This is a genomic window from Candidatus Desulforudis audaxviator MP104C, from assembly GCF_000018425.1.
Taxonomy (GTDB): Bacteria; Bacillota; Desulfotomaculia; order Desulfotomaculales; family Desulforudaceae; genus Desulforudis; species Desulforudis audaxviator.
Window position 1 is genome coordinate 1,561,127 of sequence record NC_010424.1, and the last position, 24,860, is coordinate 1,585,986.

At 52.4% G+C, this 24,860-nt stretch carries 26 protein-coding genes and 6 tRNA genes; 5 read left to right on the top strand and 27 right to left on the bottom strand.

The annotated features are described in order from the left end of the window. Positions 1-73: 73 nt before the first annotated feature. The 4 genes from lonB to tig all read right to left on the bottom strand — a co-directional run bounded on the left by lonB (position 74) and on the right by tig (position 5,157). Positions 74-1,765 carry an ATP-dependent protease LonB gene (gene lonB / locus DAUD_RS07470; protein ID WP_012302568.1) on the bottom strand — a complete coding sequence of 564 codons (1,692 nt, stop codon included), beginning with the start codon at positions 1,763-1,765 and terminating at the stop codon, positions 74-76. Between the two features lie 141 nt (positions 1,766-1,906). Beyond that, positions 1,907-3,160, bottom strand: coding sequence for an ATP-dependent Clp protease ATP-binding subunit ClpX (gene clpX, locus DAUD_RS07475; protein ID WP_012302569.1), 1,254 nt, complete (start codon positions 3,158-3,160; stop codon positions 1,907-1,909). Between the two features lie 15 nt (positions 3,161-3,175). After that, on the bottom strand, positions 3,176-3,772 hold the full coding sequence (gene clpP / locus DAUD_RS07480) for an ATP-dependent Clp endopeptidase proteolytic subunit ClpP (protein WP_012302570.1): 597 nt from the start codon (positions 3,770-3,772) through the stop codon (positions 3,176-3,178). Positions 3,773-3,840: 68 nt separating this feature from the next. Then, positions 3,841-5,157: a trigger factor gene (tig, locus tag DAUD_RS07485; RefSeq protein ID WP_012302571.1), complete on the bottom strand. Its 1,317-nt coding sequence runs from the start codon at positions 5,155-5,157 to the stop codon at positions 3,841-3,843. Positions 5,158-5,405: 248 nt separating this feature from the next. Between tig and DAUD_RS07490 the strand changes: the two genes are divergently transcribed. Together DAUD_RS07490 and DAUD_RS07495 are read left to right on the top strand one after the other, a co-directional pair. Further along, positions 5,406-6,266 (top strand): tRNA (adenine-N1)-methyltransferase, encoded by an 861-nt coding sequence (locus DAUD_RS07490; RefSeq protein ID WP_012302572.1) that lies wholly within the window; start codon positions 5,406-5,408, stop codon positions 6,264-6,266. 125 nt (positions 6,267-6,391) lie between these two features. Beyond that, on the top strand, positions 6,392-7,099 hold the full coding sequence (locus tag DAUD_RS07495) for a Crp/Fnr family transcriptional regulator (RefSeq protein ID WP_012302573.1): 708 nt from the start codon (positions 6,392-6,394) through the stop codon (positions 7,097-7,099). A 74-nt stretch (positions 7,100-7,173) separates the two neighbouring features. Here the strand turns inward: DAUD_RS07495 and DAUD_RS07500 are convergent, their stop codons facing one another. The 6 genes from DAUD_RS07500 to DAUD_RS07520 form a co-directional block, all read right to left on the bottom strand. Further along, positions 7,174-7,515, bottom strand: coding sequence for a hypothetical protein (locus DAUD_RS07500; RefSeq protein WP_012302574.1), 342 nt, complete (start codon positions 7,513-7,515; stop codon positions 7,174-7,176). 21 nt (positions 7,516-7,536) lie between these two features. Continuing rightward, on the bottom strand, positions 7,537-7,674 hold the full coding sequence (locus DAUD_RS12490; protein WP_166485146.1) for a hypothetical protein: 138 nt from the start codon (positions 7,672-7,674) through the stop codon (positions 7,537-7,539). Positions 7,675-7,816: 142 nt separating this feature from the next. Next, the gene (locus DAUD_RS07505) at positions 7,817-8,260 is read right to left on the bottom strand and encodes a hypothetical protein (protein ID WP_012302575.1); all 444 of its coding nucleotides are present in this window, start codon (positions 8,258-8,260) and stop codon (positions 7,817-7,819) included. Between the two features lie 115 nt (positions 8,261-8,375). Beyond that, a tRNA-Lys gene (locus DAUD_RS07510) sits at positions 8,376-8,451 on the bottom strand. 45 nt (positions 8,452-8,496) lie between these two features. Beyond that, a tRNA-Gln gene (locus DAUD_RS07515) sits at positions 8,497-8,572 on the bottom strand. An 8-nt stretch (positions 8,573-8,580) separates the two neighbouring features. Beyond that, positions 8,581-8,657 (bottom strand) — tRNA-His (locus DAUD_RS07520). A gap of 606 nt (positions 8,658-9,263) precedes the next feature. On the opposite strand from DAUD_RS07520, the gene DAUD_RS07525 reads away from it, so the two are divergent. Next, positions 9,264-9,348 (top strand) — tRNA-Leu (locus tag DAUD_RS07525). A gap of 350 nt (positions 9,349-9,698) precedes the next feature. On the opposite strand, the gene DAUD_RS12075 is transcribed toward DAUD_RS07525, so the two are convergent. From DAUD_RS12075 to DAUD_RS07605, 15 genes are all read right to left on the bottom strand, one after another. Beyond that, complete coding sequence (locus tag DAUD_RS12075) at positions 9,699-10,049, bottom strand: gas vesicle protein (RefSeq protein WP_012302576.1); 351 nt, start codon at positions 10,047-10,049, stop codon at positions 9,699-9,701. Further along, complete coding sequence (locus DAUD_RS07535; RefSeq protein WP_012302577.1) at positions 10,046-11,152, bottom strand: GvpL/GvpF family gas vesicle protein; 1,107 nt, start codon at positions 11,150-11,152, stop codon at positions 10,046-10,048. The genes DAUD_RS12075 and DAUD_RS07535 overlap by 4 nt, the downstream gene beginning before the upstream one ends. A 4-nt stretch (positions 11,153-11,156) precedes the next feature. Next, complete coding sequence (locus DAUD_RS07540) at positions 11,157-11,474, bottom strand: gas vesicle protein K (protein ID WP_012302578.1); 318 nt, start codon at positions 11,472-11,474, stop codon at positions 11,157-11,159. 10 nt (positions 11,475-11,484) lie between these two features. Next, positions 11,485-12,507, bottom strand: a complete 1,023-nt coding sequence (locus DAUD_RS11605; protein WP_012302579.1) for an Hsp20/alpha crystallin family protein — start codon at positions 12,505-12,507, stop codon at positions 11,485-11,487. A 16-nt stretch (positions 12,508-12,523) separates the two neighbouring features. Beyond that, complete coding sequence (locus DAUD_RS12950; RefSeq protein WP_012302580.1) at positions 12,524-12,904, bottom strand: gas vesicle protein; 381 nt, start codon at positions 12,902-12,904, stop codon at positions 12,524-12,526. A gap of 152 nt (positions 12,905-13,056) precedes the next feature. Beyond that, on the bottom strand, positions 13,057-13,302 hold the full coding sequence (locus tag DAUD_RS07555) for a gas vesicle protein GvpG (protein ID WP_012302581.1): 246 nt from the start codon (positions 13,300-13,302) through the stop codon (positions 13,057-13,059). Then, a complete protein-coding gene (locus DAUD_RS07560) occupies positions 13,302-14,093 on the bottom strand; it encodes a GvpL/GvpF family gas vesicle protein (RefSeq protein WP_083756626.1) in 792 nt (263 codons plus the stop codon). The genes DAUD_RS07555 and DAUD_RS07560 overlap by 1 nt, the downstream gene beginning before the upstream one ends. A gap of 10 nt (positions 14,094-14,103) precedes the next feature. After that, complete coding sequence (locus DAUD_RS07565; RefSeq protein WP_012302583.1) at positions 14,104-16,365, bottom strand: CDC48 family AAA ATPase; 2,262 nt, start codon at positions 16,363-16,365, stop codon at positions 14,104-14,106. Positions 16,366-16,822: 457 nt separating this feature from the next. Continuing rightward, positions 16,823-17,377 (bottom strand): Hsp20/alpha crystallin family protein, encoded by a 555-nt coding sequence (locus DAUD_RS07575; protein ID WP_012302585.1) that lies wholly within the window; start codon positions 17,375-17,377, stop codon positions 16,823-16,825. A 76-nt stretch (positions 17,378-17,453) separates the two neighbouring features. Further along, entirely contained in the window at positions 17,454-18,368 is a 915-nt protein-coding gene (gene gvpN, locus DAUD_RS07580) for a gas vesicle protein GvpN (protein ID WP_012302586.1), read from the bottom strand. A 62-nt stretch (positions 18,369-18,430) separates the two neighbouring features. Further along, positions 18,431-18,712 carry a gas vesicle protein GvpO gene (gene gvpO / locus DAUD_RS07585; protein WP_012302587.1) on the bottom strand — a complete coding sequence of 94 codons (282 nt, stop codon included), beginning with the start codon at positions 18,710-18,712 and terminating at the stop codon, positions 18,431-18,433. A gap of 126 nt (positions 18,713-18,838) precedes the next feature. Next, positions 18,839-19,138, bottom strand: a complete 300-nt coding sequence (locus DAUD_RS07590; RefSeq protein WP_166485147.1) for a hypothetical protein — start codon at positions 19,136-19,138, stop codon at positions 18,839-18,841. 119 nt (positions 19,139-19,257) lie between these two features. Next, complete coding sequence (gene gvpA, locus DAUD_RS07595) at positions 19,258-19,485, bottom strand: gas vesicle structural protein GvpA (RefSeq protein WP_012302589.1); 228 nt, start codon at positions 19,483-19,485, stop codon at positions 19,258-19,260. Between the two features lie 114 nt (positions 19,486-19,599). Next, positions 19,600-19,830 carry a gas vesicle structural protein GvpA gene (gene gvpA, locus DAUD_RS07600; RefSeq protein WP_012302590.1) on the bottom strand — a complete coding sequence of 77 codons (231 nt, stop codon included), beginning with the start codon at positions 19,828-19,830 and terminating at the stop codon, positions 19,600-19,602. An 878-nt stretch (positions 19,831-20,708) separates the two neighbouring features. Continuing rightward, a tRNA-Arg gene (locus DAUD_RS07605) sits at positions 20,709-20,784 on the bottom strand. Positions 20,785-20,920: 136 nt separating this feature from the next. Here DAUD_RS07605 and DAUD_RS07610 point away from each other — a divergent pair. Together DAUD_RS07610 and DAUD_RS12495 are read left to right on the top strand one after the other, a co-directional pair. After that, positions 20,921-22,249 (top strand): ISNCY family transposase, encoded by a 1,329-nt coding sequence (locus DAUD_RS07610; RefSeq protein WP_012302049.1) that lies wholly within the window; start codon positions 20,921-20,923, stop codon positions 22,247-22,249. Positions 22,250-22,887: 638 nt separating this feature from the next. Further along, positions 22,888-23,079: a hypothetical protein gene (locus tag DAUD_RS12495; RefSeq protein WP_166485148.1), complete on the top strand. Its 192-nt coding sequence runs from the start codon at positions 22,888-22,890 to the stop codon at positions 23,077-23,079. 52 nt (positions 23,080-23,131) lie between these two features. Here DAUD_RS12495 and DAUD_RS07620 read toward each other — a convergent pair. Both DAUD_RS07620 and DAUD_RS07625 read right to left on the bottom strand, forming a co-directional pair. Beyond that, a tRNA-Gly gene (locus tag DAUD_RS07620) sits at positions 23,132-23,205 on the bottom strand. A 262-nt stretch (positions 23,206-23,467) separates the two neighbouring features. Beyond that, on the bottom strand, positions 23,468-24,799 hold the full coding sequence (locus DAUD_RS07625) for a transposase (RefSeq protein WP_012301317.1): 1,332 nt from the start codon (positions 24,797-24,799) through the stop codon (positions 23,468-23,470). Between the last annotated feature and the right edge of the window lie 61 nt (positions 24,800-24,860).

Here is a 24,860-nt window from a genome sequence, read left to right on the forward strand (position 1 = left end):
AGGAAACGTCCAACAGTAAAAAGCGCCCGAAGGGGCGCTTTTCAACCGCTGACAACCGGGGTTTCCTGATCTGTCAGAGTCCAGCGGAAACCGACCCGACTCCGTTCGGCAAAGCCACGCCGGCCATCGCCTCCAGGGGTCCTATCAGGGCCCCGGCCAACACCTCGCTTAAGTGTCCCACCGGAACCACTTCGGTCTCCCCGTAGGCGCGAAAAAGTTCCTGGAAGTTCTCTTCAGGGATGAAAACCCGTTTCGCTCCGGCCTTGGCCGCTGCTTCAATCTTGGCGACCACCCCGCCTACCGGCTTCACCACGCCCCGGATGGACACTTCCCCGGTCATGGCCACCTCGTTGGAAACGGGCACCCGGTACACGGCCGAGCAAATCGCGGTCGCCACGGCTACCCCGGCGGAAGGGCCGTCCACCGGCATCCCGCCCGGAAAGTTGATATGGATGTAGTAGTCTTCAGGATTGAACCTGACCACCGATTTCAAGGCGGTGAGCACGTTCTCCACCGCGCTTTTCGCCAGGCTTTTGCGGCGGATCACCCGCCCGGCACCGTTCAGTTCCTCCTCGTCCACGAGCCCGGTGACGATCAGCCGTCCGGTCCCCTTCTTGACCGGGGTGGCAGTGGCCTCGATCTCCAGCATGATCCCGGCGTTCGGGCCGTACACCGCCAGGCCGTTCACCTGCCCGACCGCCGGCTTGTCCGGGATGCTCTGCTCGGGGCGCGGTGCGTACTGGCCGCTGTGAATCACCCATTCCACGTCCGCCACCGAAATGCACTCCCGGGCTTCGGTAAGCACCAGTCCGGCCGCTAACTGGACGATGTTGACCGCCTCCCGTCCGTTGGTGGCGTACTTGGTGATTACTTTCAGCACCTGGGCTTCCAAGGGGAACCCGACCCGGGACCCCGCATTGGCCGCAATCCGCCCCACCTGATCCGGCACCAGCGGGCGGAAGAAAATCTCCAGGCAACGTGAGCGCAGGGCCGGCGAGATGTTTTCCGGCATGCGGGTGGTCGCCCCCACCAGGCGGAAATCCGCGGGAAGGCCGTTCTGGAAAATGTCGTGGATGTGCTGGGGCACCTGAGTATCGTCGGGATTGTAGTATGAACTCTCCAGGAATACCTTGCGGTCCTCGAGCACCTTCAAAAGCTTGTTCATTTGGACCGGGTGCAACTCGCCGATTTCGTCGATGAACAAAATCCCGCCGTGCGCCCTGGTTACCGCCCCGGGTTTGGGCTGGGGCACACCGGCCATACCCAGGGGACCGGCACCCTGGTAGATGGGGTCGTGGACCGACCCGATCAGCGGGTCGGCGATGCCGCGCTCGTCAAAACGGGCGGTCGTGGCGTCGATTTCGATGAACCGGGCTTCCTCGCCGAACGGGGACTGGGGGTTCTTCCGGGCCTCCTCCAGCACCAGCCGGGCCGCCGCGGTCTTGCCGATTCCCGGCGGGCCGTAGATGATCACGTGCTGCGGGTTAGGACCGCAGAGCGCGGCTCTCAATGCCTTCAGCCCCTCCTCCTGCCCCACGATTTCGCTGAAGCAGGTCGGACGGGTCCTTTCGGCCAGCGGCTCGGTCAGGGAAATGGAACGCAGCTTGCGGAGTTTTTCCACTTCACTGCGGGATCCTCTCTCCACCGCCACCTTGCTGCCTTGTTGCGCTTTCAGGAGATTCCAGAAGTACAGGCCGATGACCACGCCGAAGAACACTTGCAGTAACAGGATCACGCTGGAAAATCCCGGTCCGAATTCGCCCACGATTTGCCTCCCCTATCCTCGCTTGTGCTAGCTCTAGTATGGTTTGCGGGGGAGAATTATAATCGCGGGAATCAGAATTTTTTGCCTTTGTTGCCAAAATAATAAGGCCGCCCGGTACGGGCGGCCGACCTCTTTGCGGCCTTACAAGGCACTTTCCTTTTTCTTCTTGCTGCGCTCCACGGTAATGATCAGCGGGTTCTCCCGGTTCACGACCGTTTCCCTCGAAATGGTGCACTTGGCGACGTCGCCCCGGGACGGAATATCATACATGACGTTCAGCATGATCTCCTCCAGAATCGCCCGCAGGCCCCGGGCGCCGGTGTTGCGCCGGATAGCCTCCTCAGCGATGGCCTGGAGCGCTTCTTCCTGAAACTCCAGGGCGACCCCGTCGATTTCGAAGAGCTTCTCATACTGCTTCACCAGGGCGTTGCGCGGCTCAACCAGGATCCTGACCAGGTCCTCTTGGTTGAGCGGGTCCAGCGTCACGATGACCGGCAGGCGCCCGACAAACTCGGGGATCAGGCCGTACTTCAAGAGATCCTGGGGCAGGATGTTCCGCAGGATGTCACCCAGCTTGCGGTCCCGCTTCAGCGTCAGTTCGGCCCCGAACCCCATAGTCTTCTTAGCCACCCGGCTCTGGATGATCTTGTCGATCCCCTCAAAGGCCCCGCCGCAGATGAACAGAATGTTTGTGGTATCCAGCTGGATGAACTCCTGGTGCGGGTGCTTGCGGCCGCCCTGCGGCGGCACGCTGGCCACCGTACCCTCCAGAATCTTCAGGAGGGCCTGCTGCACGCCCTCGCCGGAAACGTCCCTGGTGATGGAAGGGTTTTCCGACTTACGCGCGATCTTGTCGACCTCGTCGATGTACACAATGCCCTTCTCCGCCTTCTCCACGTCGTAATCGGCGGCCTGGATGAGCTTCAGGAGGATGTTCTCCACATCCTCTCCCACATACCCGGCCTCGGTCAGCGAAGTGGCGTCGGCGATTGCAAAGGGCACGTTTAGAAACCGCGCCAGCGTCTGCGCCAGCAAGGTCTTCCCGGAACCGGTCGGCCCGAGCATGACAATGTTGCTCTTTTGCAGCTCCACGTCCTCAAGCTTGCCGCCGAGGTTTATCCGCTTGTAATGGTTGTAAACGGCCACGGCGAGGATTTTCTTTGCATACTCCTGGCCGATCACGTACTGATCCAGGTAATCCTTGATTTCCCGCGGCTTCGGAATATCCCGCAACTCCAGCCCCAGATCCTCGCTGAGTTCCTCCTCGATGATCTCGTTGCAAAGCTCTATGCATTCATCACAAATGTATACCCCGGGACCAGCCACCAGCTTCTTGACCTGATCCTGCAGCTTACCGCAAAACGAACATTTCAACTGGCCCTTCTCGTTAAACATAGTCCCACACCTCTTCTACTTGGCCTTTTTGCGAACCGTAATCACTTCATCAATTATACCATATTCCCGAGCCTGTTCCGGAGACATGAAAAAGTCGCGTTCGGTGTCCCGTTCAATCTTCTCGACGGGCTGCCCGGTGTGCTTGGCCAGCAGTTCATTCAATACCCGTTTGGTCCGCAATATTTCCCGGGCGTGAATGTCAATTTCGGTGGCCTGACCCTGCACTCCACCCAGCGGCTGGTGCATCATAATCCGGGCGTAGGGCAGCGCAAACCGCTTCCCGGGAGTGCCGGCCGCCAGCAGAAAAGCCCCGAAACTGGCTGCCTGGCCCAGGCAGATGGTGGATACGTCGGGCCTAATGTACTGCATGGTGTCATAAATAGCCATTCCCGAAGTCACAAGTCCTCCCGGAGAGTTGATGTACAGGTGGATGTCCTTGTCCGGGTCCTCGGCTTCCAAAAAAAGGAGTTGAGCGATGATCAGGTTCGCCACATGGTCTTCTATCGGCCCCCCGATAAAGACGATCCGGTCCTTCAACAGGCGTGAATAAATATCGTACGCCCTTTCCCCGCGGGCGGTTTGTTCAACCACGATCGGCACCAACGTATTCATTGATTCTGCCTCCTACACAACATATGTTAAACGAAAGGCCGGCGATTTAAAAGGGGGAAGTTTTCGCCTTATTTTTCGGCCTCGGTCGACTCCTGTCCCACAATTTCGGCATTAGCCACCAACAGATCAACCGCTTTGTCACGCTTGATCGCCGTCCGAATGGAATCGAGGTCATTGCGCTGTTCCAGTATTTCCCGCAGCCGGTCCGCCTCCAACCGGTAGAATTCGGCCATCTTTGCCAGTTCGGCGTCCACCTCTTCTTCGGTGGCTTCCAGGCCCTCAACCTCGGCGATGCGGTCAATAACCAACTCCTTTTTCAGGGATTCCTCGGCCCGGGGTCTGATATCGGCTCGCATTGACTCTTCGGTCTGGTTGGTAAGTTTAAAGAAGTCTTCTTTAGTCATGCCCTGTTCGATTACCGGACGCAGGACCTCTTCCATCATAGTTTCCAGCCGGGCGTCCACCATGCTCGCCGGAACTTCGACCTCGGCGCCGGCCACCGCCTCGGAAATCAGGGCATTACGCATGACGTACTCGATTTTTTTCTCCGCGGCGTTCTCCAGCTTCTTTCTGGTCTCGGCCCGCAGCGCCTCCAGGGTGTCGTGTTCGCTCACATCCTTGGCGAACTCGTCGTCCAGGTCCGCCAACTCCTTGCGTTTGATCTCCTTCACCGTGACCGTGATCAACGCTTCCTTGCCGGCCACTTCCTTGTTGGGGAAGTCCTCGGGGATGGAAAGCGGAATCTCGCGGGTCTCTCCGGTCGACATTCCCACGAGGTGTGCGTCGAAGTCCTTCGCTACGAAGCCTTTGCCGACCTCCACGGACCGGTCGGTAGCGGAACCGCCCGCGAAAGGTTCCCCGTTGATGGTGCCCTCGTAATCGATGGTGATGATGTCACCCATCTCCACCGTACCCTCTTCGATCGTCACCAGCTTGGCGTAGCGGTTCCGGAGTTTCTCCAGTTCTTCATCGACTTCACTATCGGAAACCTCGGCTACCTGCCTCTCCACCTTGAGGTTCTTGTACTCTCCCAGTACCACCTCGGGTTTGACGTCCACCTGAATTTTGAGGATGACCGGTTTACCCTCTTCCAACTGCACTACGTCCACCTCCGGCTGGGAAACCGGCTGGATACCGGTATCCGCAACCGCCTCCAGGTAAGCCCTTGGGATTAGCTGTTCCATGGCTTCTTCATACAGGGACTGCTTGCCGTAGAAGCGCTCAAATACCGGCCGCGGGGCCTTTCCGGGTCGGAAGCCGGGAATGTTCGCTTTGCGCACCAGCTTGCGGTAGGCCTGGTTCAAGACCTCATCAAGCCGCTCCGGCTCGACTTCCACCTGCAGTTCCACCCTGTTCTTGTCGATTTTTTCAGCCGACGCTTTCATTAAATTGGAACGCCTCCTCTAATAATTCCGAAGCCTGTTTGCCTGCTCGGGTTTCTTCCAATACTAAATATAACTCTTTCGGATGTAAAGTTTACATAAAGCAAAACACCAGGGGGAAGTCCCTAACCCTGGTAGGCAGAGCATATTATAGCACGCCGGTTTCCCGAAAGGCAAGCAAGGAAATTGTTGGCCCCTGGCGAAACAAATGGTTGGCCCATAATACTATTCAGCAAAAGGTGTGTTCAGTATTGGAGTTTCGTGAAGGAGAACTGGTCATTTTCCTCGACCACCAGGAACGGAGTTTTGTACAGCGCCTGCACCCGCAGGGGAAACTGCAGACCCACCGGGGATTTGTGCCTCACGCGGACGTCATCGGCTGCGTGCCCGGAACGGCATTCGTTACGACCAAGGGTAAGGAGTTGTTCGCCTTCCGGCCCACCCTGGTGGACTTCACCATGAATATGCCGCGCAAGAGCGGGATCATCTATCCCAAAGATACGGCGTATATCCTTCTCTGGGCCGATGTCCGCCCGGGCGGCAGGGTCGTCGCGGGCGGGGTGGGCAGCGGGGCGCTGCTGCTGGCCCTGGCCAGCCAAGTGGGCGCTTCGGGCTTCGTCTGGGGTTATGACGTCCGGCAGGACATGCTTGACTTCGCCGCCGCGAATCTGCGCCAGTTCCTCGGCGACCATCCGGCGAATACGGAGTTCAAGCTGGGAAACGTATATGAGAACATTGACGAGCGGGATGTGGACAGTGTAATCTTGGACGTGCCCGAACCCTGGCAGGCCGTGGAGCCGTCCGCCCTAGCCCTGAAACCGGGCGGAATTATCATCGCCTACATGCCGACGATCAGACAGGCCGAAAGCTTCACCGGCGCCCTGCGCGGCAGTAACCGGTTCGGTCTGGTGCAGACGGTTGAGATTCTGGTCCGCGACTGGCACATCCGGGAGCGGAGTGTGCGGCCCAATCACCGGATGGTGGGGCATACTGGATTTCTGACGGTGGCCCGAAGAATCGTACGGCCGGAGGGACAGGCACCGCCGGAGGATCCGCCCACCGAGCCGGAAAGCGAAAGAGGCGCACCGTTCCCCAAAGAGACTCAAGACTAACGGCAACACCACGGCCGGGGAAACCCCCTGGAACCTTGATGATCTTAGTTGCATTATATCATTCATAATATTTATAATTATTATACTATTATATATACAAGGTGACAAACCGGAGGTAATGAAAGTTGCTGGATTACTGTGATGCGGTGAATCATCCGACCGGGTTCCTTTTCGACGAAAAGGAACTCCTCATTTCCGAGGAAGAAAAAGAACTGCTTCGTCGCGCCGGACGGACGCTCTCCTATCCCCGGGGCCAGATCATTTTTGCGGTGGGAGACAACGCCGATCAGGTTTATCTGCTTGAACGAGGCTGGGTAAGAATATACCGCCTGGACTTCGAGGGGCGGAAAATCACCGTTGGGGCAATGCGTAATCCCGGTGAACTGATGGGCCTTTCGGAGGCGCTTTATGAAGGGGAACGGACCTGCTTCGCGGAGGCCGTTACCGATGTCGTCATGGTGAAACTGAACCGGACCAGTTTTCTGCAAATCTTGAAACACAACCAGAATTTAGCCCTAAAGGTGGCTAGCCTGCTCGGCGTCCGGATGCGCGAAGCGGAAAGCAAAATCCACGAACTGGTGTCCATGCAGGTGCCCGGGCGTTTGGCATTGCTGCTTTTGAAGATGGGAGAACGAAACGGCCATACGTCAAGCGACGGAATTCAGGTCAACCTGCGCCTGACCCACGAGGAAATCGCATCCATGATCGGCACGACGCGTCAGACAGTCACCCAGACCTTGAACCTCTTTAAGAAAGAAAAAAGCATTAAAACCCGCGGCCGCATGATCATCATTCTCGACTGCCGGAAATTGGCCCGCTGGATTCACTCCTGACGGGGAGTACGCTTCTTTAGACTAAAGTTGTACCGCCGGGGTGAAGACTTGAGAACAAACTTCACCAGACTGCCCTAAAAACCCTTGATCTTTACGTGCGCCGTTTCCGTCAGCAGACCGTCGATGAGTTTCTGCATTGCCGCCTCGTGACCCTTGGGCACGGCAACATAAAACGGAATCCAGGTCCCGTCCTTATCTTTTGCAGTTCCGAAAGCCTTCAATTTATTCCTGGTACGCTCGGTATCAAACTTGTCCGGGGTTTTGGCCTCTCCGTTCGCGTAACGCCCCTCCGCACTGAGACCGATCAGGTCGGGCGAATAACCCTGAACCGGAAATGACTCCACGCTGTGATAGCCGTCGCCCTGCATCCAAACCCGAAGCTTGTCAATGAGGTATGTCAGATCGTGCCTGTCCATCCCCTACACCCTTCCTTCCCACTAGTAGTACTTGGTCAGTAGGCCTTCAAAACCCTTCACCCCGAACGGTCCGGCAGTTAATTGGCGATTCATGCCACCAAGCACTATATTCGCCGCCACGACCAGCAACTCCTTTTCCATTACATGAATCATATCCAAATATAGCCTACCGGCAAACACAAAAAATTAAGCCCTCCGTTTGCGGAGGGCCTCGCCGGTTTGCCGCAAGGATTCCCGAAAATCGCCTGCAAGCGCAGTCAAAAAGGCGTGCACGTTCTTTCCCTAGAACATTCTGTGGCTGTTATAAGCGGACTCTCTCTCCCAGCCACCCCAGTGTCAGAGCCAGGATCAGTCCGTATACGGAGGCGCCGACAAAATCGGTGAGGGCAGTGTCCAGGCACACCGGAATAGTCTCCTTGACATGGAACAAAAGCGTGATCCCATACAATGAAAACCAAATGACAATACCGAAAAGCCATCCCCTGAGTAGAATGTTCGTGCTGGTGATCACGGTGATCAAATAGGCGAAGACTACCCCCAGCATACCGACGAAGACAATTTGAGACACCAGGGCGAAGACCGCCTCCGCCAGGTTGACCGGCCTGGTCCCATAAATGACAATCGCGGCCCAATCCAGATAACGCAGTTCGGCAATGCCCAGGTAGTATGAGGCCAGGTTAATGAGGTTCATCAACACCCCGCCGGTCAGACCGGCGAAGAAACCAATAGTAAGCCGATCATTCATCGACCTTAAACTCCCCTTCTTTTTCCAAATATAGTGTCCCTGCAAACCAGCACTGTTATACGCCCGCTTCCAAACGAAAAGGCCTCCGAGTCACTCGCAGGCCTGAGTTTTATTTTGGTGAGCCATGCTGGACTCGAACCAGCGACACCCTGATTAAAAGTCAGGTGCTCTACCAACTGAGCTAATGGCTCACTCGGAACAAGTGTGATGCTAATGGCATCGTCCACTTCTTGAATTGGCTGGGGCGGCTGGATTCGAACCAACGAATGGCGGATCCAAAGTCCGCTGCCTTACCAGCTTGGCTACGCCCCAATATAATCTGGGGTGGACGATGGGCTTCGAACCCACGGCCTCCAGATCCACAGTCTGGCGCTCTGACCAACTGAGCTACGCCCACCACAATCCTTACTCCATCAATTCGCAAGCTCTAGTATAGCAAATCACCCTATGTTCGTCAATTGCGGGCAGGCAATTTGTGCAAGCTCAGAAGCGCTCCGCCGTGGGCTTTCAGCCCTTCGGTTTGCCGGATTGATCCTATAATATCCGTCAGGCCGGAAAAATGTTGACGGGCTGACATTTAATGTTGAATAACTATACATTCACATTGTCACCCGCACAGCATCGCCTTCAGGGTCACCATGCCATCATGTGACTGACTAACCCAACTGGACGCGATTACTGCACAGTCAAGGTGATAGGTGACCGAGTCGGCTCTACAGCGGAATTAACCCGGTGGCGGAGGGCGAACCGGTCGATATTTTGCTCGATAAGATCGGCAAAGGCGATTAAGCTATGTAGCGGTCATGCCTAGAAACCAGCGCCGCGGGTGGGCCTGCATCACCTTCGGGGACCTGCCTAAACTCTTTCATAAGTTTGCCCTGCTCCCTGGTCTGTCTAAACAAGGCGTTTACCACCTGCCAACTTGGCTAACACTTGGCTAACACGTTACATTGACAGTCCAGGAAATCCGTGCTACGATATCTCCCGCAACAGGTACATTCGGGCGGGCGTGGCGGAACGGCAGACGCGCCAGACTTAGGATCTGGTGGGTTTCCCCCGTGGAGGTTCAAGTCCTCTCGCCCGCACCAGTGAGAATAAAGGGTTCCCGGGTTGGGGGGCCTTTCGCAGTTACCAGCTATTGGGTTTTATATCACAAAAATATCACATGGGACTACTTCTTGTTGCCGAATATGGCCTGTGTCAGTTTGCTTGCCGCGCTATTTTGGATACCCGGCAACAGGTGAGAATAGATTTCCAAGGTAGGCACATAAACACAAACCGTAGCCGGATGATTTACAAGACCTATCAAGAACGCGCAAGAACGCGGTTATCCCATCGGCAGGGCGTGGTCGAAAGCGGGTGCAAGCAGATAATCCAGGCTCGGCATAAGCAAGCCGGCATGCGCTGGAATCGGGACAATGCGCAAAAGATGTTGAACTTAGCGGTGTTCATCTGTAGTGATCGGTGGCAAGAGTTCTGGGGAAAACAAGGAGCAGCTTGACTTGGAACTTTTTAGTACCTCCATTTTGTGCGTAGACCCCCTTCGGCGCTGCACCGACTCCCATTCGCGTGTTGCCTCATCCCAGTCGCGCATAAAGCCGTACCTGAGCATGGTCGACATACCGGCCAGAGCCAGGCGTAGATTTACGCCCAGAAGGGGTATACCCGCCACTCCGATAATGAGGTCGGCGTTGAGTAACAACCCCTTTTCCAGGATCCGGTCTATAAGGTCATTTAGAGTGGCCTCCCGGACGCGCGTGGGCTCAAGAGGCTTCATGGCCTGGCTCATGCCGAAATGCCCTCCCCATCAGCAACCGCGAGGGTCTTCATGAAACTGTACGGCGGCCAGGGGCCGGTAAATCGGACCAAAAATCCTTCACGGCTGTTGATTTCAGCCAGAATGCGGCCCAGATCTTCAACCTTTTCCTTTGGTACCAGGCATGAAAGGTTGACCACCATGCGCAGGCCGTCCTCCGGCTTCTTAACCTTCTCCACCTGCACATCATCACTTACGGCCGATATCGCTTCGTAGACCTCACGAAAACAGCGTTCAGCCAGCCCTTCCAGCGCTTCTTTGGCAACATTCTCCAGCCTCTGCCGGTACATGTAACGGACACCCTCAGGCTTTGATTCCACCTCTTTTTTCAGCTTCTTAAACTCGGGATCTTCATCGAGCGCGGACCGCTTAAGCGTCTCATCGTCCACAAAGACCTGTATTCCGTATTCGTCCCGCCCTCGAACTCTTGCAAAAATCCCTCGCAGCTTCGTAGATTCTTCCGTAAGCCAGCGCCTGACGGTTTGGGACGGATGCTGCCCCTCGGTTTGGATTATCGTGTTGAATCCCATCGGTAGAACGGTACCGAATTTTTCATTTGCCATATCCAGCACCTTTTGTTGGGTAAAAAGCCACTTTTTCACCTGCTCTTCGTCTTTCGACTCGTACGGTTCGGGTGAACAGTCATGGACGATGGCCAGCAAGCCGTCATAAGCTACGGTGTAAACATCGGCCTCTTCGATGCCAATCGGGCCGAAAAGAACGTTTTCTCGGCCCTCGACAACCCCGTAGATATACCTGGCCGGGTTCTTGGAATCGAGAACCTTTTCTTCCGGAGAAACAGTGCCCGCATCCTCCTGTGTTACGCCGGAGGAAGGGTTTTCAGGGCTCTCCACGGCTCCTTTCAATATTGTAGCGGATGGCTTATTCGCAAACGGGACTACCGGTTGCACCGATCCGATAGCCCTATCTGAACCGGCCAGCCCGGCAAGGTTGGAATGAACGAGGTCGGCCACCGCCTCCCTTATGACCTCCCCGACCATGTTCTGAAGTCCCAGTGACTCGAGTTCCTGCAACACAAGCCGTTTCAGGCCATCCCTTGGCTTTATGCTTTCCATCGGCTTATCTCCTCCGCGATTCTTCTTCTGCCCAGCGCCTGGGGTTTATCATCCGGTCCACTACATCATCCACTATCCGGTCCAAGCCGTCCCTGACGTTTTTCACCGATTCGGAAACACCTTGCTCGCACTTTATTTCCTCTATGGCGCGGTCGAGCTCCATGAAAGCTCTGCCAAGACGTTCGATTTCCTCTTCGGTAAGGGTCCCATCTTCTATCCGCCGGAACGCTTGCGTTTTCAGGGCGTCCCTGATAATCTCCACCAGGGCCATCACCAGCCCCAGCACACCGTGCTTCAAGTTATCCTCATCTATATTGAGCAAGACCTATACCTCACCTTTCAAGTTTAAGCTCCAGGATACCGTTGCGGTAACTCTGCTGTCTGACCTGTTTAGCGGAACAGGGCAGGTCCACCTGCCGCCGCAGTTCCATGCACCGGCTTTGCGCCTGCACCGAGACAACGTTTCCAGATATATCAACCCGTATACTACTCTCTTCTATCCCCGGCATTTCCAAGATAACAAGCAGGTGATCACCCTCATCGAAAATATCCGCAGGCGGCTCTTCCCACTCACCGGATCCGGGCGCTTTCGTTATACTTTCGTGCTCCTCCGCCAACGTGCGCGCACTGAAGGAGGCCGACACTTCCGGTTGCACCCCCCGGGTCCTTCCGGGCGCCTTCCGTAGCCTGTGTTCTATCTCGCGGTCTGCCTGCCGCAGCCTTTCCTGAAAAGCCTCGGACCCTGCCAGGCCCTCTATTATCCGGCCCAGCCCGGGAATAACCTCCCCAAGGCTGCGCAGCGCCGAGCCCGCGGGGCCCTTTAAAGCATCATGTTTCTCTGGCTGTTTTTCTTTTCGTTTATGATCCCTTTCGTAAAACATATCTACCTCCCGCTTTTGCCGTATCTTCGGCAGCTTCAGCGTAAGGATACCGTTTTTATAGCTGACATCGGCGGAATAAGCCAGTATGCCCGGCACATCAGCTACCAGCGTAAACGACCCGGCGTTTTCGAACAGATCAACCAGTGGTTCCTTCTGTTTATCAGCCGGCAAAGCATCGGACTCAATCCACCAACTGAAAAATACCCGTTCGCCTGTTTCCGGATCCTGCCTAAGACGGTGGAAGACAAATACCGGCTGGCCGAAGAATGCTTTTGCGCGGGGGTTCAGAACCTCTCTGATATGTATGAGCGTATCCATATCACTTTCAAGACCCGCCGCGTCCCGGAGTTCCGCCAGTTCAGCATGTCTCCTCATCAAAAGGTGCCAGAACATGGCCCGGCTCCGGTCGTCCAGGCTTCTCAAGAACCGGTGAAGCCTGCTGTCTTCCTCGTAGATGATATTCTGCTTTTCCATGCCATCAGCCCCGTCCTCACTGTTCGACCTCTAAGGTCAAAGGTACTTTTTGGTGTCTTAGCTTTTTAGCCTTGGCCGATACCCAGCCGCACCAGGGGCAGCCTTCTTCCAGGAGCTCCTCCATATCTACCCTCTTTTCACACTGGGGACAGGCCTCTTTCCGGATTGTGGCCTCCTTCCACGCAGCAGTTTCGCAGTTCGTTCCCGACGGGAACTCAAGCCCGTATTGGGCGGCGGTTTCAAAAGAAGCCAAGGCGGCTCGGATCTTTATTCCTAAAAGCTCCACGCCGGCGACTGATACCGCGATGTCGGCATTAATTACCAGCCCCTTGTCCAGCAGCCGGTCCACCAGTGCAACCAGCGTATCGTCGTCCCTTTGTTTCTTGGGTTGTAACACTATAGGTCAATTCCTCTCTTCGGCAGGCGCAGCTCGAGGCGCCCAAAACTTTGTCTAAATGAAGCAACCCGGAGAAAGAGACGAACCGCCGGGGCCGTCCCCACTTGGGCAGGGGTATCCTGGCCGGCAGTTCGAGTTCAAAAAAAGATGCCTCAATCCTCTCTTCGGGCCAGCTCGTATTCCCTGATCTCCCGCAGCCTTTCCAGAAGCTCCGTCTCCCTGGAAATGTATTCTTCCTCGCTTATTTCACCCATTTCATAAAGAAGCTGCAACTCCAAGAGCTCCATTTTCACTTTATGCGGGTCATATAGTTCCTCTTGTGCCCGGTCAATAATCTGCTTAATCACCCATGCCGGCCCTTTAACCGGAAAAAGCAGAATATCATCCAATAAAAACATTAACGCCTCACCTCGCCGATCCCCTCCAACTGCAAGAGCACTTTAACAAAGTTATATGCCGGCCAGGGTCCGGTATACTTAAAATCCAGAACTTGATGGTGTTTCGTATACAAGCGGCTTACCTGTTCATCAAATTCCTTCACCCGGCTCTTATCTACCAAAAAGGCGGCGTTTAAAACCATTCGTGTAAGAACCAGGTCATTGGTAGTGGAGGCCGTAGCATACCGCTGCAAGCCGTTGTAGATCTCCTTAATGTAAGCAGACCTTTTCCTGGCGGCCACCTCTTCCACCAACTGCCCCAGCTGGAACTTCTTTGAATACACATCCCTTTTTGCATTGCGCCCCTGCCTGGCGACCTCCCGTTTAAGTTGCTGTATTCCACTGTGTCCTTTCTCAATTTCTTGTGCAAAACACTCCTTTTTCCAAAAAACCTTCAGCCCCAACTCTATTTTGTTATCCAGCTTTGCCAGCGCCTCTTTGGCCTCTGTGTAAATCTCCTTCAATAATTCATAGACATCTTCTTCTGTTTTGAAGATCAGGCCAAAACTGGCGGGGATTACGGTATATTCTTCCATAACCCGGGAAATAACCCGCTCGTGCTGGATGGCGTTCTTCCGGTCCGGATCGTAAATAATTATCGGTGAATCACTGACCACCATGGCCAGGTCCTGGTAATTGATGGTATTTACTTCATCACGGCGATTGCCCACTCCGATCGGCCCAAAACTTCTTGGTTCCCGCGACTTGATAGCACAGTAGATGTATTTACCCTCTCCGCCCCGCAACGCCACTCACCCCATTTTACGAGGAGCATTCTTCGGGATCTTTTTTCATGGTCAGAACCCGGGGTTTTTGATCTTCTATTTGGGCCGGTTCCGGTCTTCTTACTTCTTCCAGGGCCGCATCAAAATGCTTCGCCGCAATCTGAAGCCGGGAGTAATCGGGATCTTTATCATTTTGACTACTGTCCAAAAATTCTCTAATCGCCAGCAAAGAAGCCCTGTTGCAGATAGCCTGGATATCGGCGCCGGTGGAACCATCGGTTATGATGGCCAAATTAACCAGGTCCACGTCTTCGGCCAGCGGCTTGCCGTTGGTATGGATCTGTAATATCGCCAGACGCTCGTCTTCGCCGGGAACAGGCAACTCGAGCAGGAGGTCAAATCTTCCGGGTCTTAGCAGCGCCGGGTCAATTAGTTCCAGTCGGTTAGTGGCGGCCAACACTACCACTCCCTTCAATTCTTCAACCCCATCCATTTCGGTCAGGAGCTGGCTGAGCACCCGCTCCGCAACATGAGCATCTCCACCCCCGGTTCCCCTGACAGGGACTAAAGCATCTATTTCATCAAAGAAAACAATACACGGTGCCGCTTGTTTTGCTTTCTTGAATACTTCCCGTACACCTTTTTCTGACTCTCCGACCCATTTAGAGAGCAGGGCGGGCCCTTTTACTGAAATGAAATTTACTCCACTTTCATTGGCCACCGCTTTGGCAATTAAGGTTTTTCCCGTACCGGGGCTACCGTGTAAAAGAATACCTTTGGGAGGGTTGGTTTTTACATAAGTAAATAACCCGGGATGTTTTATAGGCCATTCCACCGCTTCCTTTAGTTCCTGTTTAACTTTGTCTAGGCCGCCAATATCACTCCACCGGACATCCGGTACCTCCACGAAAACCTCCCGGATGGCGGAAGGTTCCACATCTTTAAAAGCCTCAGAAAAATCCGCCATGGTTACCTCCAACTCCATAAGGACTTCATATGAAAGATAATTACTCCGGAGGTCTATTTGAGGAAACACTTTTCTTAAACAGGCCATGGCCGCCTCTTTACACAAAGCCGCCAGGTCTGCTCCCACGTAACCATGGGTAATTTCTGCAATTTTTTCCAGATGCACATCTTTTGACAGGGGCATACCGCGGGTATGAATTTGCAAGATTTCCAACCTGCTCTTTTTATCGGGAATGTTAACGGTAATCTCCCGGTCAAAACGGCCCGGCCGCCTGAGCGCGGGGTCCAGGGAATTGGGAATATTGGTGGCCCCGATGACAATCACCTGGCCCCTCGATTCCAGACCGTCCATCAACCCCAGCAGTTGCGCCACAACCCGTTTTTCCACTTCGCCAACGACCGATTCCCGCTTGGGAGCGATGGCATCTATTTCATCCAGGAAAATAATACTGGGCGCATTTTTACCAGCCTCTTCAAAAATCCCCCGGAGATTTGCCTCACTTTCCCCGTAAAACTTGTGAATAATTTCCGGGCCGTTAACATGGAAAAAATGGGCATCGGTTTCATTGGCTACCGCTCTGGCAATTAATGTTTTGCCTGTACCCGGGGGACCGTGGAGCAATACCCCCTTTGGCGCCTCAATCCCCAGTCTGGCAAAAATTTCGGGGTACTTCAGCGGTAGTTCAATCATTTCCCGTATTCTTTGAATTCCCTTTTGTAATCCCCCGATATCCTCATATGTTATTAGAGATTGTTTTTTACCGGTTACCTCCTGCGACTTCACCTTAACGATAGTATCGGTATGAACCAGCACCACATCTTTCGGAATGGTCTCTACAACAGTAAATTCTTGGGTGCGGGAGCCAAAAAGATTTATTCTGACTTTATCACCTTTCAGGAGGGGAAAACCTTCCATTAACTTACCGATGTATCTGCCGTCCTTATCTTTGGGTACAGCACGGTAAGCATTAATAGGAGCTAGGATTATGGTCGAAGCGTTATCAAACGGTATTTTTTGAATTTGTACCTTGTCACCTAACCCGGCCCGTGCATTTTCCCGGATAATACCATCGATTTGGATAACATTTTTACCCCGCTGTTCCATGTAAGCGGGCATTACTTTGGCCACAGTTCTTTTATTACCTTTGATTTCAATTACATCGCCGACAGAAACATTGATCCTTTCCATGTCACGGGGGTCAAGCCTGGCAATTCCCCTACCCACATCTTTTGTTAAAGCTTCTAATACCCGCAAAAACAAACCGGTAGATCCAGTATCCATTCTTATCGACTCTTCCTTAAACAGTTTTCCCCACCCCACCTTTTCCGCCAAATAAAAGAAATTTTGACCTACCGGTCAAATAATCCACAGCCTTCAACCACTTAAATTAACAGCGCAAAACTTGGAATAGCTCTTCCCCGGGGTCAATTACATGCCAATTTCCCCCCGATTTTCTTTATCTCCCTGTACAACGCAAGCTTATCCCTTTCAATAGAGGCTACCATAAATTGAAATTGTTTCCGGGACCGGCCCAGGTTTAATTCTTGCTGCCGCATCCACTCCAGCTGCGTCATAAATATACGTTGCCGCCTGTTTAACAGCTCTTCCCGGTGTATTAATCTTTTCAGATCTTTCAACTGCAACTGAATTTTTGAAATCCGCTGTCCCGAACCGGGTAGCGAGCCTGCATTAATGGATAATACGGTACGGATATCCGCCGACGAACGAAGATTATTTAATCCACGAAGATACATGGGATCCCCCTTTTCTCTTGCAATTCCTCCATAATTCATTCTCCATCAGCTGAAGTGTTTTTTATTTTATTATTGGTTATTGGCAACCTGATCTCCACAATCCCGTTTTTAATAACTGTTGTCGCACCTTCCGGGTCTACCATTGTCGGCAGCAGCATCTCTTTACGGTACTGGCGGTCCCTTCCGGCAGCTTCAATGATTAAAATATCCCCGCTTACCTGAAAATGAAAGTTATCTTCGTTCACGCCGGGAAGCTCCGCAACCACCAATACATTATTCCTTTCCTCAAAAATATCCACAAGGGGTTCAGTAATTCCTTCGATGACAAGATCCTTTTCTTTTTTACTAATGTTGCCAAAGGGTTTTACATCGGCAGAACCTCCATCTCCAATTCCTATATCAATGCCGAAAAGCCCCTTTAATCCCTTAGCCTTATCCAGGCCCTTAATTTCTCCGGTATAGGAAATTTTCGCCTTGCCTTGTGCCTCCATCTGCTTTATTAAATCAATAAAATTTCCGAGTCCGTTTAAAAGTTCATTTATCCCCATATCAGCTTTAACTTCGTCTGAAATATCTTTTTTTTTGGTCATGGTATACTCCTTTCAATTTGTTTAATGGAAATAATTACCAATAACCCGCCCTTTCCCGGCCCGACATTTATTAACATTAAGAATAGTACCGATCAAAGAGTTGTTCGACTACCCTGGCGGTGCTACCCTTAGCGTTACCGTTTGTTTTCCCAATAGTAACCGTACCGCAGGTCTCGGACGTCAATATATCAATAAATACTTGCTTAAAGAATGGATCGCCGGCGTCCAGATTTTCTTGCAGATGGATAACCTTGGCGATGGCAATACTGGCGCGAACCGTTGGTGTGAATTCATACTTTCCCTTCTCTCGAAAAGAACGTACAATCCTAACCACCCGCTCTGCCTTTTCAACCGGCATCCCGGACTTGGCTACAGTTATCGCAATTTCCGTTTCTTCATCAAAGTGATTTAAATCGATGGTGATCATCCGGTCCCGCAAGGCGTCCTGGGTTTTATAGACCCCTGCATATTCTTCCGGGTTACTGGTAAAAATAGCTGTAAAGTGGGGATGAACCTGAAGATATCTTTCTCCCTTTCTAACAATAGGCATCTCCAGTACTTTTTCTCCTAAAATTGATAACAAAACGTTATTAGCTTCCGGCTTTGATCTGGTAAATTCATCATAAATTAAAGTATAACCATTGCGAACAGCTTCGGTAATACAAGCATCTTGCCAGCGCAAATTCAGTTGTTCCTCCGTTTTGAGAACCGAATGGATAAAATTATCAACTATTTTGCTCATTTTATAACCTTGCAGGCCACCAACCAGGTCTGTCGGGCTGAAGTCGTCATTACCGTGAATCAGTACCACCTGACGGCCAATTTGTTGTGCTAAGTACATTGCCAGCGTTGTCTTACCCGTACCGGCCGGTCCCCGAAAATGCACCGGAAAGCCTGCCCGGACGTAAGCCAGGGCACGTTCAATCAGATCTTGTACATATGGGGTCTGTACAAACTTTTCCATCGACTGGAATATTTTATGATCTCTCAATTTTTTATGACCTCCTTGAATACCATTAGTATCTCAAATCATTACGGCACTTCTTGCTCTTTTTAGGGATCCTCGCTATCCTGCAGGTAACCTTTGATTTTACCTCTCTCTCTCAACATTATCCGCGTGTAACATACTATTTCCTGATTCTCATTTAGTTTCACTTGGTAAACTCCCAGCAGTTCGTTGCGCCCGTGCCTGCGTTGATATTCATCTTCTTCCGTAACTTCTATTTGGACAGTCCAGCTACCATTATTCAGGCACGCGCCGATAATATCCCCAGGCTTTTTAAGGACATTGGCAAAAAAATCCTTTACAATATTTATAACATTTTCTACATCCAACTCCTGACCCTCCTCAGTTATTAATTAATTACATATATTCCTAATTGCCTAATATATGCTCCATGACAAAAAAGTTCCCCTCCTCCAGGCCACCCTAAAGGAGGGGAACAAACTGCTTCAAGTTACTTAATATTTCCTTTTCCTTTTCCTTTTCATGGTTTTCCACAATTCTTGCAGGATTTCCCGCACTTCTTCCCGTTCGGTTCGAGCCTCCCAGAGCAACTCCTCCAAGTGCTTAATTCTGGCCGCCTTTTTATCGGCAAATTCTGCTAATAATTCCTCCCAGTGCCTTGTTCTGGCTGCCTTTTTCTGTTCAAATTCTTCAAACAATTCTTCCAGTCGTTGTTTTCTATTATCAAAGGATTCGGGAATTCGCTGTGCAAGGGCTTCTGCCTTCTCAACACGTGACACTACATAAGCACCCACTTTTTGACCTCCGCTCAATAGATAATTTTACGGTTTTCTTTTGTAAGAATAGGGGGAAGGGGTTTGTCGAGGTATTCGGAAATACCTCGACAAACTTTCTTAATAAAATCGTGAGCACTCTATACCGCTACTGCCCTTCCTTCTTCTTCAGTCGGAAGAAGTCCAATTGCTTCTGCATACAGAAGGAAGGTTTCCACGCTAGCAATGACCACCCTGGCCTCAATGCCAATCAGGTCAATTCCTACAAGGGATATCCTTACCCAGAGATCTATCACGATCCCTTTGTCAAGAATCCGGTCAATTACTTCCGCCAGACTGGACGTGTCAAGATTCTTTTTTACAGACATTATATAACCCCCTTTTTCTGATTCTACCTAACATAGTATGCAAAGTAAGTACACTTGTTACCACTGGCTTCTACATTCTACGCTATAAACCTATTATGGTAGTTACATAGTAATTTATGCTGTTATTGCCAGCGATTCCGCTTCTTCAGCCGGAAGAAGTCCAATTGCTTCTGCGTACAGGAGGAAGGTTTCCACGCTAGCAATGACCACCCTGGCCTCAATGCCAATCAGGTCAATTCCTACAAGGGATATCCTTACCCAGAGATCTATCACGATCCCTTTGTCAAGAATCCGGTCAATCACTTCCGCCAGACTGGATGTGTCAAGATTCTTTTTCACAGACATTTTAATAACCCCCTTCCTTAGTTTTTAAGTACAGCTACACAACTAATGAAAAAAATTGTCAAAGCATCTGGAACACTTTTATAACACCCTTGCTTTTTCTTCAGCACATGTTGATAACTAAGTCCTTCTCCAAATTGCGATTAATTACTTTCGCAAGGCTGGACGCCTAACGTTTCTCGAATTTTTGCTACACTGTTTACCCTCTCCTTTTTTTATTTATTCGTTCCAACCCGTGATTGGGCCAGAAAAATCAATTGATAACTTATAATATTCTCAGCTCGTAAAGAAGTGCTGGATTAATAGGCTCCGGCTGAATAAACTATTTAAGGTTTACTCCATTATATGGAGAAAAAGTAATAATTGTGATTCTTACTAACCGCATGAATTTGCTATTTATTACTAATTTTTTTCGGCACATCATAACCTTTAAGCATCTCTACACTTATATATGCAGGATCAGACATAAAATGTTGCTTCCCACATAATTTGACGGTCCATTTCTCACCGCCAATGTCGTGAGAACTTGGCCCTGACCAGGGAAAGGAAGGGCGTTTCGTCCAGGTGATGGAGCATCTCTGAATATAAGTCACGGGGTTTCAGCCCGGATATGTTTAAGCGGTTTTTCACCATCAACTGCAGGCGGGCCATTGCCTCCTGGTGTCCGCTGGATAGAAATAGCGGCTGCCCCGAGTTTTTACCGAAAGGCACTGCGGTCAGGCTACTCAAGCGCGTCCTCCCATCGCTTCGGTACACGCGATGAGACCCTAATCAAACGCATAACGGACCCCTCCTTAGCAGGGGGTCCGTTGTCGGTGACAGCCCATTTAGTAACAACGGCTTTGGCTTTAAAAAAAGCCAAAGCCGCGTCTGGAAACCTCTGGCGTCCCAGGAGGGATTCGAACCCCCGACCCACGGCTTAGAAGGCCGTTGCTCTATCCACTGAGCTACTGGGACTAAAAAGCTTTTACTTAATTATACACCTTCCACCCGGACTATTCAATGTTTCGGCCCATTATGCTGCTATTGGCCTGTGATATTGTCACCTCATAAGCGGTCTGAGAAAATGTCACCCATGAAGGGAGACGTTTTCTTGAAACCCAAGGAAGCCAGGAGACTAGGTATTATGGAACGGGTCCTTGCAGGCAAGGTATCCATTCGGCAGGCTGCCGTCCTCCTTGGTCTCAGCGAACGTCAGGTTATGCGCCTCAAGAAAGGAATGAAACAGGAGGGTGAGGCTTTCCTCGTCCACAAAAACCGAGGCCGTAAACCAAAACACGCTATAACCCACGACGTCCGGGACCGGATCATCAGCCTCGCCTCAGAAGAACTCAAGGACGCAAGTTGCGAGCATATGGCTGAGCTGCTTGAGGAACTATATGAAATTTCGATCTCGGGCCGCAGCTTGCGTCGCATATTCAAGCAGGCCGGTATCAAGAATCGGCACAGCCGCCGAGCCAAGCGGCGGAAACGGCGCTCCCGCAAGCGCATGCCTCAAGAAGGGCTTTTGGTCCAAAGCGACGCCAGCCCGTACGCCTGGTTTGAAGATCGTGGCCCCAAGGCCTGCCTCCACGGTAATATTGATGACGCCACCGGTAAGATCCTGGCACTTTGGTTCCGGCCCGAAGAGGATCTGTACGGTTACTTGATGGTCTTAAACCTAACGGTCATAAATCACGGAATCCCGGTGAGCCTCTATACGGACGGCCACTCCATCTTCTTCTCACCGAAGAAGGACAAGTTGTCCATTGATGAGGAGCTGGCCGGCAAAACCGTTGCCCTGACCCAGTTCGGTAAGGCCCTGGAGGAATTGGGAATCAATCATATTCAGGCACGCTCTCCCCAAGCCAAAGGGCGTATAGAACGTTTGTGGGAAACCCTGCAGAGCCGTCTGGTGATAGAGATGCGCCTGCGAGGGATCTCCAACATTGAAGACGCGAACGCCTTTCTCCCGGTCTTTATTGAGCGCTTCAACGCCCGCTTCGCCGTTTGGGCCGCCGATCCGGAACCGGCCTTTAAACCCGCACCCACCAGTGAACGGCTCAACGAGATTATTGCCTTTCGGGAAGAGCGTACGGCTTCCAATGGTTCCACGATCTCGTTTCACTGTAAGACTTACCAGCTTATCGATGTCAAAGATCAAGCAGTTAGCCTGGCGCCCAGGGCGAAGGTTACGGTCCTTACTCATCTGGACGGGACGATAAGCGCCAAGTATGGCGATAAGGTGTTTTCGCTAAGGGAGTTCGTTCCCCAGCCGGCACCTAAGGCGGAGATCCGTCAAGCCAAGCCCCGCCGGGAACCTGCTCCGGTGACTGCGGATCATCCCTGGCGCCAGATTTCTCCCATAGCGCCCAAGCCTTCAACACCAGTGGAAGCGTACCTGGAAGCCAAGAGAAAGCGCTTCCGCAAGTACGCCTTTTAAATGAGCAACCTTGAAACCCTTGAGTCACCTGTCACCTCTCGCCTGGCCAGCCGTCAAGGGGCCGCGTCCGCGGCGGCGTAGCCCTTGCCCTTGACGGCCAACAGGCGAGAGGAATAATCTTGGACGGCGGTTTCAAAGGTGACATTTCCTCAGACCATTTTAACGATTACAAAGGTGACATTTTCTCAGTCCAAGTTAGTGTGTTTTAGGGTGACATTTTCACTGGCCATTGACATGTTTCGGCCCATTATGCGCGCCCGTTGTTGTTTCGGCCCGCCGACCGCCTTCACCCTCAAAATTGACTAGCCACAAAATTCAGAGTTATCGGAAGGTATTTGCTGTTGCGCGTGGAACTAGACTTTACAAGAAGACTGCTTACCGATGTAATTCATATCGTGGGAAGCCCAGGGTTGCTGGCGCTTGACGCCGAGACCGGCCGTTGCCCGGCGCAAAGATTCCAACATACGTGCCTCATCGTCGCCATACTTATCATGAGACTCCCGTTGTTCGCAGCCGTTTTTGGTAACCTCAGAACGGACCAGGCGAACTGCCTATCCGTCGCAACAATTGTTCTATCCATCCAGCATCTGCGCCTGTATTCTTTCACGACTTCAATGCAAGTGAGAGGAGGGTTGTTGATGACCGTAAACTACAAGGAAACCATCGACAACAACGTGGCCCAGATGATCAAGAAGTACTCTCCCGAAAAACCTGCGTCCAGTCCCGTACAGCCTGCCGCCCCCGCCCCGGCGGCCAATCCGGCGATCACAGGCACACGTGGCGAGTCTTTTTTCGCCAGGCTCTGGAAGTCCATATTCAAATTCAAGTAGACGAAAATACTAAAACCGCCCGGTCACCGGGCGGTTTGTTTTTTTAGCGGTATGGAGCGGGTGATGGGAATCGAACCCACGTACCCGGCTTGGAAGGCCGGTGCTCTACCATTGAGCTACACCCGCGCGCTCCAATATTATAACCCGGACGGCGCCCCGCGTCAAAGTCTTTTGAGCTCCAGCGTTTTGCGTCGTAAGCATTTTTGGTCCCGACAAGGCAACGCCCACACCCGGCACCGGCTGTTCCCCAAGCCACAAAACACAGTTAGCAACCTAATATTGGGGTAAATGGAGTATATAGACTATGCCGCTCTGCCAAAGGGCAAACTTACCCCAGCGCCACTCTGGGCGTCTCTTGGCAGGTAATCTGTTTTCCGGTTGAGCCCCGTCAGGCCGCCTTCACCAGGCTCCTTAAGTCTATTCCTTGTTTTTGTCGCAGTCGGCCCACGGCCATCGCCAGCATCACCATCAGGGCCAACCCGCAACGCAGCTTCATCTTCTTCAAGCCCCGAATGAAATGCTTTTCAAATCCGTAGGCCTCGTCCAGGCGGGCATTTACCCTTTCTACCGCCGTACGCTTTTTGTAGAGTGTTTTCCACTTGTAGCTGGACCGCGCCAGCGGAGTGAAGATCCGCCGGTCTTCCACCAGGGGAATACGTATCCCACCGGTTGCGGCACATTGTTCCATGCCCCGGCACTCTACTCCGTAGTGCCGGGCCGGACAGCGGTATTTCAAGGTTTCCCGGTCTTTCTCAAATCCCCCGAAGGCCATCTCGCGACGTTTGTTTGTCTCGGGGCAGCAACAATAAACCGTTCCACGGTAATCGTAAACGATGTTCTCCTTACCGGTTACAAGCCACGTCTCCTCGCCGTCCCGCCACGTGTTGCGGATGTCAATCACGGGCTTGATCCGGTATTCGTCCCAGAGTTTCACGTTTAGCTTGATGTCGTCAAAGGCTTTGTCCGCCGCCAATGCCTCGCAGCGGGCCACAATCTCCGGATGCTCTTTCGCCACCCGATCAATGAGTATATGTCCCTCTTTCACGTCGCTGGCCGATGCCTTTGTCACCGCAAATCCCACCGGCAGTTCATAAACAGCGTCAACTACAAGGTGGAGTTTGTAGCCAAACCACCACACGACTTTTTCCCATAGGGTGCCGCCTTTCTTACGCCCCCGGTATGTTTTCCGGCCCCAGTCCGCATCGGTGTCCCGGCGCCCGTCAGGCTTTTGGACCTTCTCTTCTTCATCCCGCTTTTTGCCCCGGGCCAGACTGCTGACGGCTTTGCTGTCTATGGCCAAAATTCGACCGAAATCCGGTAGCAGCACTCTTATTTCATCCACCAGCCGCGTAAATATGTTTTCCACTTCGTCGGCGTGCCGCATCAGTTTCACCAAGATGCGGCTGTATATGTAAGAAGGCGGAACGGCATCCTCGCCCCGGGCCGGATCAAAACCGCAAAGTTCCCGCAACTGGCCGTTCCGGCAGAGTTCCCGCCGCAGGCTCTCCACAGACACGTGCTGAAATACGATCCCGGCCAGGATGGAGTTCCAAACCGCCCGCACCGGGTAATCATCCCGTCCCTTACCACGCTCTCTCTCCAGCTTTTGCATCAACTGCTCATCGGGCAGGTGGTTCACTACAAGCAAAAAACGTTCCAAGTCACCGAGTTCGTCGATTTCCTGCCACCCAAAAAGCCGCTGTTGTGGTATAATGGCCATAAGGGAAACCTCCTTCGTGGTTCTTTTTTGGTGGTTACAAAAAGGATTCTCCACAAAAGGG